At 69.7% G+C, this 13915-nt stretch carries 13 protein-coding genes; 10 read left to right on the top strand and 3 right to left on the bottom strand.

Annotation, left to right across the window (positions count from 1 at the left end):
* Nucleotide 1 precedes the first annotated feature (1 nt).
* From OG965_RS23650 to OG965_RS23660, 3 genes are read left to right on the top strand one after another with little or no spacing between them, the layout of a single operon-like run.
* On the top strand, nucleotides 2–1786 hold the full coding sequence (locus OG965_RS23650) for a cytochrome c biogenesis protein ResB (protein ID WP_371654077.1): 1785 nt from the start codon (nucleotides 2–4) through the stop codon (nucleotides 1784–1786).
* A complete protein-coding gene (gene ccsB / locus OG965_RS23655) occupies nucleotides 1783–2874 on the top strand; it encodes a c-type cytochrome biogenesis protein CcsB (protein ID WP_371654078.1) in 1092 nt (363 codons plus the stop codon). Before OG965_RS23650 ends, ccsB begins: the two co-directional genes overlap by 4 nt.
* A gap of 56 nt (nucleotides 2875–2930) precedes the next feature.
* Complete coding sequence (locus OG965_RS23660) at nucleotides 2931–3440, top strand: SRPBCC domain-containing protein (protein WP_371654079.1); 510 nt, start codon at nucleotides 2931–2933, stop codon at nucleotides 3438–3440.
* A 23-nt stretch (nucleotides 3441–3463) separates the two neighbouring features.
* On the opposite strand, the gene OG965_RS23665 is transcribed toward OG965_RS23660, so the two are convergent.
* Nucleotides 3464–3742 (bottom strand): PLD nuclease N-terminal domain-containing protein, encoded by a 279-nt coding sequence (locus OG965_RS23665; protein ID WP_371654080.1) that lies wholly within the window; start codon nucleotides 3740–3742, stop codon nucleotides 3464–3466.
* Nucleotides 3743–3831: 89 nt separating this feature from the next.
* Here OG965_RS23665 and OG965_RS23670 point away from each other — a divergent pair, with 89 nt between their 5' ends.
* Genes OG965_RS23670 through OG965_RS23680 form a run of 3 tightly spaced genes read left to right on the top strand, consistent with a single transcriptional unit; the run spans nucleotide 3832 to nucleotide 6934 of the window.
* Nucleotides 3832–5283, top strand: a complete 1452-nt coding sequence (locus OG965_RS23670) for a menaquinone biosynthesis decarboxylase (protein ID WP_371654081.1) — start codon at nucleotides 3832–3834, stop codon at nucleotides 5281–5283.
* Nucleotides 5283–6185 carry a menaquinone biosynthesis prenyltransferase MqnP gene (mqnP, locus tag OG965_RS23675; protein ID WP_371654082.1) on the top strand — a complete coding sequence of 301 codons (903 nt, stop codon included), beginning with the start codon at nucleotides 5283–5285 and terminating at the stop codon, nucleotides 6183–6185. The genes OG965_RS23670 and mqnP overlap by 1 nt, the downstream gene beginning before the upstream one ends.
* 38 nt (nucleotides 6186–6223) lie before the next feature.
* On the top strand, nucleotides 6224–6934 hold the full coding sequence (locus tag OG965_RS23680; protein WP_371654083.1) for a UbiX family flavin prenyltransferase: 711 nt from the start codon (nucleotides 6224–6226) through the stop codon (nucleotides 6932–6934).
* On the opposite strand, the gene OG965_RS23685 is transcribed toward OG965_RS23680, so the two are convergent.
* Nucleotides 6931–7056, bottom strand: a complete 126-nt coding sequence (locus OG965_RS23685; protein ID WP_267890376.1) for a hypothetical protein — start codon at nucleotides 7054–7056, stop codon at nucleotides 6931–6933. The two genes, OG965_RS23680 and OG965_RS23685, sit on opposite strands and share 4 nt — an antisense overlap.
* Before the next feature lie 144 nt (nucleotides 7057–7200).
* Between OG965_RS23685 and OG965_RS23690 the strand changes: the two genes are divergently transcribed.
* From OG965_RS23690 to OG965_RS23705, 4 genes are all read left to right on the top strand, one after another.
* A complete protein-coding gene (locus OG965_RS23690) occupies nucleotides 7201–7650 on the top strand; it encodes an Lrp/AsnC family transcriptional regulator (RefSeq protein ID WP_067160265.1) in 450 nt (149 codons plus the stop codon).
* A 54-nt stretch (nucleotides 7651–7704) separates the two neighbouring features.
* A complete protein-coding gene (mqnE, locus tag OG965_RS23695; protein ID WP_371654084.1) occupies nucleotides 7705–8883 on the top strand; it encodes an aminofutalosine synthase MqnE in 1179 nt (392 codons plus the stop codon).
* Nucleotides 8884–8965: 82 nt separating this feature from the next.
* Nucleotides 8966–9262, top strand: a complete 297-nt coding sequence (locus OG965_RS23700; protein ID WP_371654085.1) for a DUF4229 domain-containing protein — start codon at nucleotides 8966–8968, stop codon at nucleotides 9260–9262.
* 136 nt (nucleotides 9263–9398) lie between these two features.
* Nucleotides 9399–10016 (top strand): TetR/AcrR family transcriptional regulator, encoded by a 618-nt coding sequence (locus tag OG965_RS23705; RefSeq protein ID WP_371654086.1) that lies wholly within the window; start codon nucleotides 9399–9401, stop codon nucleotides 10014–10016.
* Between the two features lie 57 nt (nucleotides 10017–10073).
* On the opposite strand, the gene OG965_RS23710 is transcribed toward OG965_RS23705, so the two are convergent.
* Nucleotides 10074–13667: a ricin-type beta-trefoil lectin domain protein gene (locus OG965_RS23710; protein ID WP_371654087.1), complete on the bottom strand. Its 3594-nt coding sequence runs from the start codon at nucleotides 13665–13667 to the stop codon at nucleotides 10074–10076.
* Between the last annotated feature and the right edge of the window lie 248 nt (nucleotides 13668–13915).

Here is a 13915-nt window from a genome sequence, read left to right on the forward strand (position 1 = left end):
CATGAGCAAGACCGAAGCGGCCCCGGAAGAGGCGCCGCGCAAGGCGAACCGGTCGCCGGCGGGGGAACCGGCCGAGGCAGCTGCCCAGCAGCGGGCCGCCGACGAGCGGGACCTCGGCGCGGCCGGGTCGCAGCTCTCCACGGCCCCGACCGAGGACCTCTCCAGCGGCCCGGTCGGCATCGGCGTGCTCGGCTGGGTGCGCTGGTTCTGGCGCCAGCTGACCTCGATGCGGGTCGCCCTCGTCCTGCTGCTGCTGCTCTCCCTCGGCTCGATCCCCGGCTCGCTGATCCCGCAGACGAATGTGGACGAGCTGAAGGTCGCCGACTTCCAGAAGCGGCACGACACGATCTCGCCGATCTACGAGAAGCTCGGCATGTTCCACGTCTACAGCTCGGTGTGGTTCTCCGCGATCTACATCCTGCTGTTCGTCTCCCTCATCGGCTGCATCGTCCCGCGCACCTGGCAGTTCGTCGGCCAGCTGCGCGGCCGCCCGCCGGGCGCGCCCCGGATGCTGACCCGGCTGCCCGCGTACACCACGTGGCGCACCGAGGCCGAGCCCGAGCAGGTGCGCGCGGCCGCCGCGGCGATGCTGAAGAAGCGCCGCTTCCGTACGCACGTCGTCGGGGACGCGGTCGCCGCGGAGAAGGGCTACCTCCGCGAGGCCGGGAACCTGATCTTCCATGTCTCGCTGATCCTGATCCTGGTGGCGTTCGCCGTCGGCCAGCTCTTCAAGTCCGAGGGCGGCAAGCTGATCGTCCAGGGCGACGGGTTCTCCAACACCCTCACCCAGTACGACGACTTCAAGTCCGGCTCGCTGTTCAAGACGGACGACCTCGCGCCGTTCAGCTTCACGCTGGACCGCTTCGACGCCACGTACGAGCGCAGCGGGCCCAACCTCGGCACCGCCCGCGAGTTCGTCGCGCACGTCACCTACTCCGAGGGCGCCGACGGCAAGCCGCGGAAGAAGGCCATCGAGGTCAACAAGCCGCTCGTGGTCGACGGCTCCAAGGTCTACCTCCTGGCCCACGGCTATGCGCCGACCGTCACCGTCAAGGACGGCCGCGGCAAGGTCGTCTTCCACGGCGCGGTGCCGCTGCTGCCCATCGACAACAACATCTCCTCCAGCGGCGCGATCAAGGTGTACGACGGCTACACCGACGCCAAGGGCAAGTGGGACCAGCTGGGCTTCGCCGCGTTCTTCGTGCCGACCTACGGCGGCAAGGGCAACGGGACGATGTTCTCCCAGTTCCCGGCGCTGGACTTCCCCGTCCTCAACGTCGGCGCGTACCACGGAAGCCTCGGGGTCAACTCCGGGCTGCCGCAGAACGTGTACCAGCTCGACACCGACAAGATGAAGCCGTTCAAGGACGACCAGGGCAAGGTCCTCAAGAAGACCCTGCTGCCCGGCGAGACGCTGTCCCTTCCCGAGGGCGCCGGGTCGATCACCTTCGACAAGGACATCAAGCAGTGGGCGAGCTTCCAGATCTCCCAGCAGCCGGGCAACAACCTCGCCCTGGCCGGCTCGGCCCTGGCGATCGCGGGCCTGGCCGGCTCGCTGTTCATCCAGCGGCGCCGGGTGTGGGTCCGCGCCGTACCCGGTAAGGACGGCGTCACCGTCGTCGAGATGGCGGGGCTTGGGCGGAGCGAGTCCGCGAAGCTCCCCGAGGAGCTGGCCGATCTCGCGGTCACGCTCATTCCAGAGGCGCCGACCGCGCCTGATCCCGCACCTGAGCCCGCCAGGGACCAGGTGGCAGAACCTGCCGAAGCTGAAGGGGCCGAGAAGTGATCCTCGCCGCCACAACCAACGAGAGCCTGGCGCACACCAGTAACTACCTGATCTATTCGGCGATGGCGGTCTATCTGCTGGCCTTCTTCGCGCACATGGCGGAGTGGATCCTCGGCAGCCGCAGCAAGGTCGCCCGCACGGCGGCCGCGCTCACCGCCGAGGCCGCGCAGGAGGACGGCGCCGGCACGGTGAAGGTGCAGGTCGCCAAGAAGGGCGGCGGCACCGCCGTACTGGAACGGCCCAAGGTCGTCACCCGCTCCTCGGCCGGCAACCGTGACGTGCCCGACGGGCCGGGCGCGGCCGCAGGCGATGTGAAGGGCGACCTCTACGGCCGTATCGCCGTGTCCTTCACCGTCCTCGCGTTCATCGTCGAGGCCTCCGGTGTGCTCACCCGCGCGCTCTCCGTGCAGCGGGCGCCGTGGGGCAACATGTACGAGTTCAACCTCACCTTCTCCACCGTCGCCGTCGGTGTGTACGTCACGCTCCTCGCGCTGAAGAAGAACGTGCGCTGGCTGGGCCTTCCGCTGGTCACCTCGGTCCTCCTCGACCTCGGCCTCGCTGTCACTGTCTTGTACACCGCCAGCGACCAGTTGGTTCCCGCCCTGCACTCGTACTGGCTGTGGATCCACGTCTCCACCGCGATCTTCTGCGGCGCGGTCTTCTACGTGGGCGCCGTCGCCACGGTGCTCTACCTCTTCCGGGACCGCTACGAGGCGAAGCTCGCGGAGGGCGGCAAGCCGGGCAACTTCGCCACCTCGGTCCTGGAGCGGCTGCCCGCCGCCGCCTCCCTGGACAAGTTCGCGTACCGGATCAACGCGGCGGTCTTCCCGCTCTGGACGTTCACGATCATCGCGGGCGCGATCTGGGCCGGCGACGCGTGGGGCCGCTACTGGGGCTGGGACCCCAAGGAGGTCTGGTCCTTCATCACGTGGGTCGCGTACGCCTGCTACCTGCACGCGCGCGCCACGGCGGGCTGGAAGGGCCGCAAGGCCGCGACGCTGGCGCTGCTGGCCTTCGGTTGCTGGCTCTTCAACTACTACGGCGTCAACATCTTCGTGAACGGCAAGCACTCGTACGCGGGCGTGTAGCCCCCGCACCACGGCGTGCGCGGGCGCCGCGCGCCCGTTCGGGTGACACTGGTGCCATGACGGATGTGATCCTTCATGGCACCAGTGAGACCCACGACGGCGCCTGGCTCCTCCGCTACGAGGTTCATCTGCCCCACCCGCAGGAGCGGGTCTGGGCGGCCGTGGCCACCCCCGAGGGCCTGCCCGGGTGGCTCTGCGCGGCCGATGTGCTGGAGCCCCGGCTCGGCGGCGCGGTGACGCTGCGCTGGCTGAACGCGGACCCCGACAACGACACGGCGGTCCACTCCGGCCACGTCACGGCCTGGGACCCGGAGACCGTCGCCGAGTACACGGTCGACCTGCACGGCCGGATCCGCTTCCACCTGGAGCGCACGGGTCCCTCCGCGACGGTGCTGCGCTTCACCAACGAGTTCCCCGGCGACGACGCGCTGCGCCTGGACTGCCTGGCGGGCTGGCACAACCACTTCGAGTTCCTCGCGGACGCCCTGGAGGGCCGCCCGAAGGACTGGTCGACGTGGTCGCCGGGGCAGTGGCAGAAGCTGCGGAACGCGTACGCGAGCGGCTAGGCGCGACTGGGCGCGACGCGGGCTCACTGCTTGGGGTCGTCGTCCTTGGGCCGGTTCAGGCTCGCCAGGAACTCCGGGTTGTCGTCCGGGGCCGTCCACGCGGGGCCCGGCGGCGTACGGCGCGGGCGGCCCGCGAACAGCCAGGCGACCGGGCCGACCAGCACCTCGCCGAAGAGCAGGATGATGATGACCCACACCACCTTGGGGAGGCCGCGGACCTCCTTCTCCGGGGTGTTCAGACAGTCGATGAACGCGTAGATCCACAGCGCCAGGACCAGCAGGAACGGCAGATACCTGAGCATGTTCGGGTGGTCCCCCCAGGGAACGGCGGCGGGGCGTCCGGCAGCCCCGGTGACCGGCCCAGGGTAACCGGTGCCCGATACTTGACCCCATGGCTTACGACGATCTTCGCTCGCTCCTCCGGGCGCTGGAGCGCGAGGGCGACCTCATCCGTATCAAGGCCGAAGTCGACCCGTACCTGGAGGTCGGGGAGATCGTCGACCGCGTCAACAAGGCCGGCGGGCCCGCGCTCCTCTTCGAGAACGTCAAGGGCGCCGCCATGCCCCTGGCCATGAACGTCTACGGCACGGACCGGCGGCTCCTCAAGGCCCTCGGACTCAAGTCGTACGAGGAGATCAGCGAGAAGATCGGCGGGCTGCTCAAGCCCGAGCTCCCGCACGGCTTCGTCGGCGTGCGCGAGGCCTTCGGCAAGCTCGGCTCGATGGTCCACGTCCCGCCGAAGAAGGTGAAGGACGCCCCGGTCCAGGAGGTCGTCCTCACCGGCGACGACGTCGACCTGGAGCAGCTGCCCGCGCTGTTCACCTGGCCGGAGGACGGCGGGTCCTTCTTCAACCTGGGGCTCACCCACACCAAGCACCCCGAGACGGGCGTGCGCAACCTCGGGCTCTACCGGCTCCAGCGCCACGACAAGCGCACCATCGGCATGCACTGGCAGATCCACAAGGACAGCCGCAACCACTACGCCGTGGCGGCCAAGAAGGGCGAGCGGCTGCCCGTCGCGATCGCCTTCGGCTGCCCGCCCGCCGTCACGTACGCCTCCACCGCGCCGCTCCCCGGCGACATGGACGAGTACATGCTTGCCGGGTTCATCCAGGGCAAGCGCGTCGAGATGGTCGACTGCAAGACCGTGCCGCTCCAGGTCCCGGCGCACGCCGAGGTCGTCATCGAGGGGTGGCTGGAGCCCGGCGAGATGCTGCCCGAGGGGCCGTTCGGGGACCACACCGGCTTCTACACGCCGCAGGAGCCGTTCCCGGCGCTCACCATCGACTGTGTGACCATGCGCCGGCGCCCGCTGCTCCAGTCCATCGTCGTGGGGCGGCCCCCGACCGAGGACGGGCCACTCGGCCGCGCCACCGAGCGGTTCTTCCTGCCGCTCCTCAAGGTGATCGTGCCGGACATCGTGGACTACCACCTGCCGGAGTCCGGCGGCTTCCACAACTGCGCGATCGTCTCGATCGAGAAGAAGTACCCCAAGCACGCGCAGAAGGTGATGCACGCGATCTGGGGAGCGCACATGATGTCGCTCACCAAGCTCATCGTGGTCGTCGACGCCGACTGCGATGTGCACAACCTGCACGAGGTGTCCTGGCGGGCCCTCGGCAACACCGACTACGCCCGTGACCTGACCGTCGTCGAGGGGCCGGTCGACCACCTCGACCACGCCTCGTACCAGCAGTTCTGGGGCGGCAAGGCGGGGATCGACGCGACCGCGAAGTGGCCCGAGGAGGGCTACACCCGGGACGGCGGCTGGCCGCACATGGTCGAGTCGGACCCGGACACGGCGGCGAAGGTCGACCGCCGCTGGAAGGAGTACGGGCTCTAGTGAGTGCCTCAGCCGCAGCAGTACCGCAGCCCGGCCGGACCAAGGCGTTCCTGCGCCTGGTCATGATCGAGCACTCGGTCTTCGCGCTGCCCTTCGCCTACATCGCCGCCCTCACCGCGATGTTCCAGCTGGACGAGGACATCCACTGGGGCAAGCTGCTCCTGGTCACCGTCGCCATGGTGGGGCTGCGGACGTTCGCGATGGCCTGCAACCGGATCATCGACCGCGAGATCGACGCCCGCAATCCCCGTACGGCCTCCCGCGAGCTGGTCACCGGCGCGGTGACCGTGCGCTCGGCCTGGACCGGCGCGCTCGTCGCCGTCGTCGTCTTCCTCGGCGCGGCCGCCCTGCTCAACCCGCTGTGTCTGGCGCTGGCGCCGATCGCCGTGATCCCGATGGTCGTCTATCCGTACGGGAAGCGGTTCACCAACTTCCCGCACGCGATCCTCGGTCTCGCGCAGGCGATGGGGCCGGTCGGCGCCTGGCTCGCCGTCACCGGTGAGTGGTCCGGGGACGCGGTGATCCTGGGGCTCGCCGTCGGCGTGTGGATCGGCGGGTTCGACCTGATCTTCGGCAGCCAGGACGTCCAGGCCGACCGCGCCCATGGCGTGAAGTCGGTGCCGGCCCGCTTCGGCGTCCCGGCCGCGCTGTACGGGGCGCGCGCCTGTCACGTCGTCACCACGGCGCTCCTCGTCTGGTACGCGCTGGCCACCGATGCCGGGGTGTTCTTCTGGGCCGGGCTCGTGGTCGTGGCGGTGGCGTTCGTCTACGAGCACACGATCGTCAAGCCGCACGACCTGTCGCGCCTCAACCGGGCGTTCTTCACCACGAACGGGTTCATCGGGATCTCGCTCTTCGTCTGCGCGCTCCTCGACCTGCTGGTGCGCGGGCTCTCGGCGTGACCGTTCCCGCCCCCGGGTGGCCGGATAGGCTCGGACACGTGGAGCAGGTGAACGTACACAGTCAGCGAGAGGCGGGGCAGCCGCGCACGCCCTGGGTCGTCGGCGTCTCCGGCGCGTCCGGGACGCCGTACGCGGCGGCCGTGCTGCGGGGGTTGCTGGACGCGGGCGAGAGCGTGGACCTGGTGGTCTCGCGGGCCTCGCGGCTGACGCTGCTCGACGAGACGGGGATCGCCTTCCGTGACGCGCACTGGCGCGAGGATCTCGCGAAGTGGCTGGCGCGGGGGGCGGACGGGAAGCCCGGGACCTTCGACGTGGACGAGGCCCGCCTCGACGGCGTACGGCACTGGAGCGCCGGGGATCTCGGCGCCGGGCCGTCGTCCGGTTCGTATCCGGTGAAGGGGATGCTGATCGTGCCCGCCAGCACGGCCTGTGTGGCCGGGGTGGCGCTGGGGCTTTCGAAGGACCTGTTGCAGCGGGCCGCGAGCGTGACGCTCAAGGAGCGGCGCCGGCTGGTGGTCGCGGTGCGGGAGACGCCGCTGAACGGGCAGACGCTCAAGCACCTGGTGACGCTGGACGAGGCGGGCGCCGTGGTGCTGCCCGCCTCTCCGGCGTTCTACGCGGGGGCGACGCACATCCAGGATCTGGTGGACTTCGTCGCGGGGCGGGTGCTGGACGCGGCGGGTGTGCCGCACAGCTTGTACCGCCGTTGGGAGGGCGAGCTGGGAGGAGGCTCCCGCCCTTCCGGTTAGCGCTTCTTGGCGGCGCGCTTCAGAGCGCGGCGCTTCGTCGCGGTGGGCTGGTGGGCACGCGAGCGGTTGGCCAGGTCCTGAAGCTCGCGCATACGGGCGTAGGCCATCTCGATCGTGTACACGGTGTCAACACTCCTGAAAGATCGTCTTTGATCTGCTGGAAAATGATGCAAGCAGCTGAATGATTCGCAGGGCGTCGACCCTGTGTGCCTTAGATTCTACACCTATACTCGCGGTATTGCTGAACAATGGAAGGCTTCAGGCATATGGACGCCGTGGACAGGCAGCTCATCCAGGCTCTGCGGGAGAACGGCAGGGCCTCGTACGCCGAGCTCGGCCGGCTCGTCGGTCTCTCCGGGCCCAGCGTCACCGACCGCATCAACCGTCTTGAGGCGGCCGGGGTGATCACCGGCTACCGCGCCACCGTCAACGCCGCCTCGCTCGGCCTCGGCGTGACCGCCCTCATCGGCATCTCGCTCTCCGACGCCGCCGACCACGAGGACGTCGCCCGACGGCTGCGCGACCTGGAGGAGATCGAGGACTGCTGGTTCATCGCGGGCGACGACTCGTACATGCTCAAGATCCGCGCCTCGGACGTCGACGGCCTGGAGAAGACCATCCGCCGCCTCGGCTCCACCAAGGGCGTCTCGCGCACCCGGACGACGATCGTGCTCTCCACCAAGTGGGAGAACCGGGTCGGCGAATTGCCCGAGTAGTCGGGGGCGTAACGTGGTGGAGGCTGTGTACGGAGATTATTGGGAGGCCGCCGCATGACCGCATCCATCACCGATGTGGGCTTCAAGCGCGAGCTGGAGGCTAAGGTCCGGGCCGGTGAGCGGCTGTCCCGCGAGGACGGCATCGCGCTTTACGAGTCGGACGACCTGGCCTGGCTGGGCGGCCTCGCGCACGAGGTGCGGACGCGGAAGAACGGCGACGTCGTCCACTTCAACGTCAACCGTCACCTCAACATGACGAACGTGTGCACCGCGTCGTGCGCGTACTGCTCGTTCCAGCGCAAGCCGGGCGAGAAGGACGCGTACACGATGCGCATCGAGGAGGCGGTCAAGCTCGCCAAGGCGATGGAGGGCGAGAACCTCACCGAGCTGCACATCGTCAACGGGCTCCACCCGTCGCTGCCCTGGCGCTACTACCCGCGTTCGCTCAAGGCCCTCAAGGAGGCCCTGCCGAACGTCGGCCTGAAGGCGTTCACGGCGACGGAGATCCACCACTTCGAGACGATCTCGGGGCTGACCGCGTCCGAGATCCTCGACGAGCTCATCGACGCCGGTCTGGAGTCGCTGACCGGTGGCGGCGCGGAGATCTTCGACTGGGAGGTCCGGCAGCACATCGTCGACCACGCCACCCACTGGGAGGACTGGTCGCGGATCCACCGCCTCGCCCACGAGAAGGGTCTCAAGACCCCCGCGACGATGCTGTACGGGCACATCGAGGAGCCCCGTCACCGCGTCGACCACGTGCTGCGGCTGCGCGAGCTCCAGGACGAGACGAACGGCTTCCAGGTCTTCATCCCGCTGCGCTACCAGCACGACTTCGTGGACATGAAGGACGGCAAGGTCCGCAACCGCCTCCAGGCGCGCACCACGATGGCGACCGGCGCGGAGGCCCTGAAGACCTTCGCGGTCTCCCGCCTCCTCTTCGACAACGTGCCGCACGTGAAGTGCTTCTGGGTGATGCACGGCCTCCAGACCACCCAGCTCGCGCTCCAGCACGGCGCCGACGACATGGACGGCTCGGTCGTCGAGTACAAGATCACGCACGACGCGGACAACTACGGGACGCCCAACAAGCTGACCCGGGACGACCTCCTCGACCTGATCCGCGAGGCCGGGTTCCGCCCGGTGGAGCGCAACACCCGGTACGAGATCATCCGCGAGTACGACGGTCCGGACCCCGCGCTGCGCGAGTCGCCCCAGGCGATGCGGCTCTGAGGGCCGATCCCCCTGAATTGATCGAATATCGGACGTGCTTCACTGGTCGGGCAGGATCGCCGTACGAGAGAGAAGGTCAGCCGTGAACATCGCCAAGCCGAGCGCAACCGTCCGGTACACCGCGATGCGCGTCGCCGTCTTCGTCGGCTGCCTGGTGTTCGTCGCCGCCCTGGTCCACTTCGGGGTCATGCCCGCCGGTCTCGGGGACGCCAACGTGATCTGGGTCGTCCTGCTCGCCCTGGTCCTGTCCGCGCCGCTCAGCTTCGTCCTGCTGCGCAAGCAGCGCGACGAGATGTCCGCGCAGATCGTCACCAAGGTCGAGTCGGCGAAGGCCCGCCTGGAGGCGAACCGTACCCAGGAGGACGGCGCGGTCCAGTAACCGCCCCGCACGTACCCTTGCCCGGGATCAGGACAGCGGCCCGGGAGGATACGGACTGATGGGTGCGGGTGAGGATTCGGGTTCGGCCTCGGGTCCGGGTTCGGCTTCGGGTCCGGGTTCGGGGAAGTCCCGGCGGATGCCGCGGGCCGTGCGCGAACAGCAGATGCTGGACGCGGCCGTACGCACCTTCGCCCGGCTCGGTTACCGGGCCGCCTCCATGGACGGGATAGCCGAGCTGGCCGGAGTCTCCAAGCCGCTCGTCTACCTCTACCTGAACTCCAAGGAAGACCTCTTCACCGCCGTGATCCGGCGGGAGTCCCGCGCGCTCGTGGAGGCCGTACGGGCCGGGGTCGAGCCCACGCTGCCCGCCGACGCCCAGCTGTGGTCCGGGCTGCGGGCCTTCTTCGTCCACACCGCCGAACACCCCGACGGCTGGGCGGTACTCCACCACCAGGCACGCACCCACGGCGAGCCGTTCGCCGCCCAGGTGGCGGTGATGCGCGAGGAGATCGTCACGTTCGTGACCGCCCTGATAGCGGCGGCGGCCCGAGAGGCCCACGGCGCGGGGGAGCTGGCGACCCGGGACGTGGCGGGCCTCGCCCAGGCCCTGGTGGGCGCGGCCGAGTCCATGGCGGGCTGGGCCAACGAGACGGAGGGAGTCTCGGCGAAGGAGGCGGCGGGGACGCTGATGAACTTCGCCTGGGCGGGCCTCGGAAACCTCATGCGGGGCGACCGCTGGTCCCCGTCCCGCTGACGCGAACGTGCCCGCCCCCGAGTGATCGGGAGCGGGCACAGTTCCGTACGAGCGGGTCTAGAACAGCCCCACCAGATCCTGCACCAGCGTCGCGTCCCCCACGATCGACGACGTGCCGTGGGCAGTCGCCGTGCCCGGGTAGAAGCGCAGGCCGCCCGGGGCCGCCTTGAAGACCGCCCAGAAGTCCGGGGTCTCCTGGCCGGTCGTCGGGACGAACTTCAGATACGTGCCGGTGTCGACGACCGTGCCCTGGGCGTTGCCCGCGCCCGCGAAGAACGGGATGTTCGTCGACTGCCAGGCGCTCGGGCCGTAGACGGTCCGGGCGCCGATGCCGTACGTCGTGTTGCCCGAGGTGTCCGTGGCGCGGGTGCCCGGGTACAGGTACAGCTTGCCGTAGTCGGCGTGCGCCGTGTCCGTGGTGACGTGGCGGCCGAGCAGGTCGGGGACGCCGTCGCCGTTGACGTCACCGGGGGCGGTGAAGTCGAAGCGGTCCCAGGAGGTGAAGCCGAACTGCTTGGCGGGGAGCAGCTTGTACGAGCCGGGCTCGGCCGCGAGCGGGCCCTCGGCGGTGCCGGAGTACAGCCACATCCCCTCGCCCTCCTGGACGACGAGGTCGGCGCCGGGCATGCCGTCGGCGTCGCCCGGGGCGAGGATCTGGCCGGTGCCCGACCAGGTGCCCGGGACCGTCCAGTCCTGGGTCGCGTCGCCGTCGCACGCGAGGATCTGCGCGGCCGTGCCCTTCACCACCGCGCCGCCCGCCACGTCCAGGCAGCGGCCGGAGCCCTGGTTGAGCAGGGAGCCGTCACCGCGGTCGAGCCACTGCTGGGCGGGGCTGCCGTCGCAGTCGTCCAGCTGGACCGGCGAGGCGAGGTCGGTGCCCGCGGCCGCCGCGCACTTGCCGAGCACCTTCAGGGCGCCGCCGGTGAGCTGGAAGTCCTGCGCGGTGGTGGCGTTGCAGGTGTAGATCTGGAGCGGGGTGCCGTTGGCGGTGCCCGACGACTTCACGTCGAGGCAGAGTCCGCCGGGGCCGGTCAGCGGGCCGTTGTCCTTGCCGGTGGGGCGCAGCAGCTCCTTGCGCCCGCCGCTCACCGGTACCCCGTTGCCGTCGCCGGGGTACAGGTACAGCTTGTTGCCGATCTTGGCGAAGAAGTCCTCGTACCCGTCCATCGTCTGGCCGTCGGTGGCGGCGATGACGTCGCCCCGGTGGGCGAGGCGCGCGCCGTTCCAGCCGCCCGAGGCGATGGTGCGCGCCGCCTTCAGGGTGCCGTCGCCCTTGCCGCCGAGCAGCCGCAGGGTGCCGTCGGAGGCGGTGGCCAGCAGGTCCGTCTGGCCGTCGCCGTCGAGGTCGCCCGCCAGGTCGCCGTGGACCCGCCCGGCCGCGTCGTGCACGAACGCGGGCCGGTCGGTGACGATCAGGGTGGAGTCGGTCGGGGCCGAACCGCCGTCGTACGCCGAGGTGTTGCCCGCCTTGTCGTACGCCTCCACATGCAGCTTGTTGTTGGGCCACAGGCTCGGCTTGACCGTCACCGTGGCGGTGCCGTCGGCGCCCGCCTTCACATACGTACCGCTGGGGCACTTGAGGTTCGAGACGGACAGCGGCTGGTTGAGCGCGTAGCAGAACCCGTCAATGCCGCTGCCGCCGCCGGTGTCGGTGGAGGCGAACTTGACCGTACGGTCGGTGCGCGCGGGCACCTCGGCCACGTCCAGGGCGTGGCCGTCGGTGGCGGTGACGGTGGGCTTGGCGGGCGCGGCCTTGTCCACTCCGAAGCCGCAGCTCGTGGTCCACGCCGAGGTGTCCAGGCCGTCACGGGACTGGACGGACCAGGTGTAGCGCTTGCCGGTGGCCAGCAGTGAGCCGTCGATCCGGGCCTGGGCGGTGCCGCCCGAGGTCACCGTCGAGGTGGGGGATGCGACCACCGCGCCCGTGTCGTGGTCCTTCAGCTGGAAGGCGCCGGTGATCTGGCCGCCCTCCGGGTCGGAGATCTTCGCGGTGAGGGTGAGGCCGGTGTTTCCGACGACCGGGAACGCGGCCGGGTCGGTGGCGCAGGCGACCTGCACCAGCCCGCTCGCGCCGGGTGCCCAGGAGCCCTGGTAGGCGGCCGAGGAGTCCACCTTCGGCGCGGAGTTGTACGTGATCTCCAGGCTCGGGTCGTTCTGGAACTTCTTCCAGCTCTGCTCGTTGCCCTCGAAGTCCTGGCGTGAGCGCAGGCCCAGCGTCATGTCGTTGTCGCCGGTGTCCGCGACCGCCTGCACCGCCGTCTTGATCGTGGCGGCGTCGAAGTCCTCGCCAGCGGCGGCGCACTGGGTCGAGGACCAGCCGTGGGCGAACGTCTTCTCCTGGAGGGTCTGCTTCCAGGCGGGCTGGTTGTTCCAGGTGGTGGAGGTGGAGATGGGGCCGGTGAGGCCGAGCTCCACCGGGGTCTTGGTGCACGACCACGAGTAGCTGTTGAAGACGTTGAACTTGGCCGAGATGATCTTCGACCCGGCCAGCCCCTTGGTGTTCAGCTGGAAGTACGAGCGGGCGGTGCCATTGGTCGACGTCTCGTGGCCGACCCGGGCGATCTTGTCGCTGAACGTGCCGCCGTTCCAGTACGCGGTGTTGGCGATCGAGGAGTTGCCCGACTGCTTATAGGCCATGGCCCAGTTGTTGCGGCCGCCGCCGGAGAAGATCGGGTCGATGACGACCGGGAAGACCGTCCCGGGGTCCTTCAGCATCGCCGCGTCCGGGGTGATCCGCAGCCGGTCGGCGGTGACCTTCGTACCCATCGCGACGAGCTTGGGCGGCGCGGTCTCGGCGGCCGGGCGGGCGCCGCGCACCAGCTGGGCCGCCGCCTGCTTCGGCAGGTGCGAGGAGTCCCACATGGTGGGCGCGGGGGCGCTGAACAGCCGGGCGCCGGACCGGGTGTCGGTGGCCGTCAGATTGCCCTTGGCGTCCGCCTTCAGACTGGCGCCCGCGGTGTGCAGCGCCAGCGAGAGCTCGGCCAGGCGCGGGTTGGTCGCGGCCTCGCGCGTCTTGACGACCAGGTGCTGGGCGAACCCGTCGACGTCGGCGCGCAGGGTGAGGTCCACACCGGGCAGCACCTCGGGGTAGAGGGCCGTGTCGCCCTCGACGCGGGGCTGCGGCAGCGCGTCCGGCCAGGAGACCGAGAGGGTCCTGCCGTTCTTCGTCATCGTGGCGAGCGGGCCGGTGCCGCCGCCGGAGAAGGAGATGCCGAAGGTGGCGGCGGCCGGGGCGAGGCGGCCGTCGGCGCCCTGCTTCAGCGTGGCGTCGGCGGTGCGCCAGGCTCCGCCGACCCGGGCGAAGGCAGGGCGTACGTACTGGCGCATGGTGAGCGACCCGTCCGGGTTGGCCAGCACCTGCGTCATCTCGTCACGGCGGTCCAGGATCTCGACCTGGCGGCCGGTCTTCTTCGCCTGTGCGCGCGCCTGCGCTTCCCCGGTACCGGAATTGTCGCTGCCGGAAGTGTCGCTACCTGAATTACTAATTCCGGCCACGGAATTCTTGATTCCATGTGCACTTGTCCGGTTCTGTATACCGCTGTTGGCGGTCTCGCCCGCAAATGCCGTCTGTGCCGCAGCCAGTTGAGCCAGGCCGCCCGCGCCGAGCGCGGCTGCCATCAGCGCGGCCGGCAGCCGTCTGCCCCGGCGCATGTGATGTCCCCTCACCAGTCCCCACCCTCATATCAGTTAATGCTGCTTGCAGAGCGGGAGCGTAACGCCGGAATAACGTCCGAACTAGCCTGTTCGCACCCTTGGCTGCGCCTTTGAGTGCGTATGCTTCGGCGATTGTTCTCCTCTCGTTACATCCCCTCCCAACTGCGATGTTCGCGCGGTGAATTGTTCTTCCGCCGGTAAATTCCTTGGTGTTAAGTTCCCCCAGGCGCCCCTCCCTTGGGGCG

The sequence above is a fragment of the Streptomyces sp. NBC_00224 genome, assembly GCF_041435195.1.
GTDB lineage: Bacteria > Actinomycetota > Actinomycetes > Streptomycetales > Streptomycetaceae > Streptomyces.

Coding starts and splice junctions, on each gene's coding strand:
- OG965_RS23665 (WP_371654080.1), bottom strand. CDS start 3,742: ATGCTCAGGTATCTGCCGTTCCTGCTGGTCCTGGCGCTGTGGATCTAC.
- OG965_RS23690 (WP_067160265.1), top strand. CDS start 7,201: ATGGACGCCGTGGACAGGCAGCTCATCCAGGCTCTGCGGGAGAACGGC.
- OG965_RS23650 (WP_371654077.1), top strand. CDS start 2: ATGAGCAAGACCGAAGCGGCCCCGGAAGAGGCGCCGCGCAAGGCGAAC.
- mqnE (WP_371654084.1), top strand. CDS start 7,705: ATGACCGCATCCATCACCGATGTGGGCTTCAAGCGCGAGCTGGAGGCT.
- OG965_RS23705 (WP_371654086.1), top strand. CDS start 9,399: ATGCCGCGGGCCGTGCGCGAACAGCAGATGCTGGACGCGGCCGTACGC.
- OG965_RS23670 (WP_371654081.1), top strand. CDS start 3,832: ATGGCTTACGACGATCTTCGCTCGCTCCTCCGGGCGCTGGAGCGCGAG.
- OG965_RS23710 (WP_371654087.1), bottom strand. CDS start 13,667: ATGCGCCGGGGCAGACGGCTGCCGGCCGCGCTGATGGCAGCCGCGCTC.
- OG965_RS23660 (WP_371654079.1), top strand. CDS start 2,931: ATGACGGATGTGATCCTTCATGGCACCAGTGAGACCCACGACGGCGCC.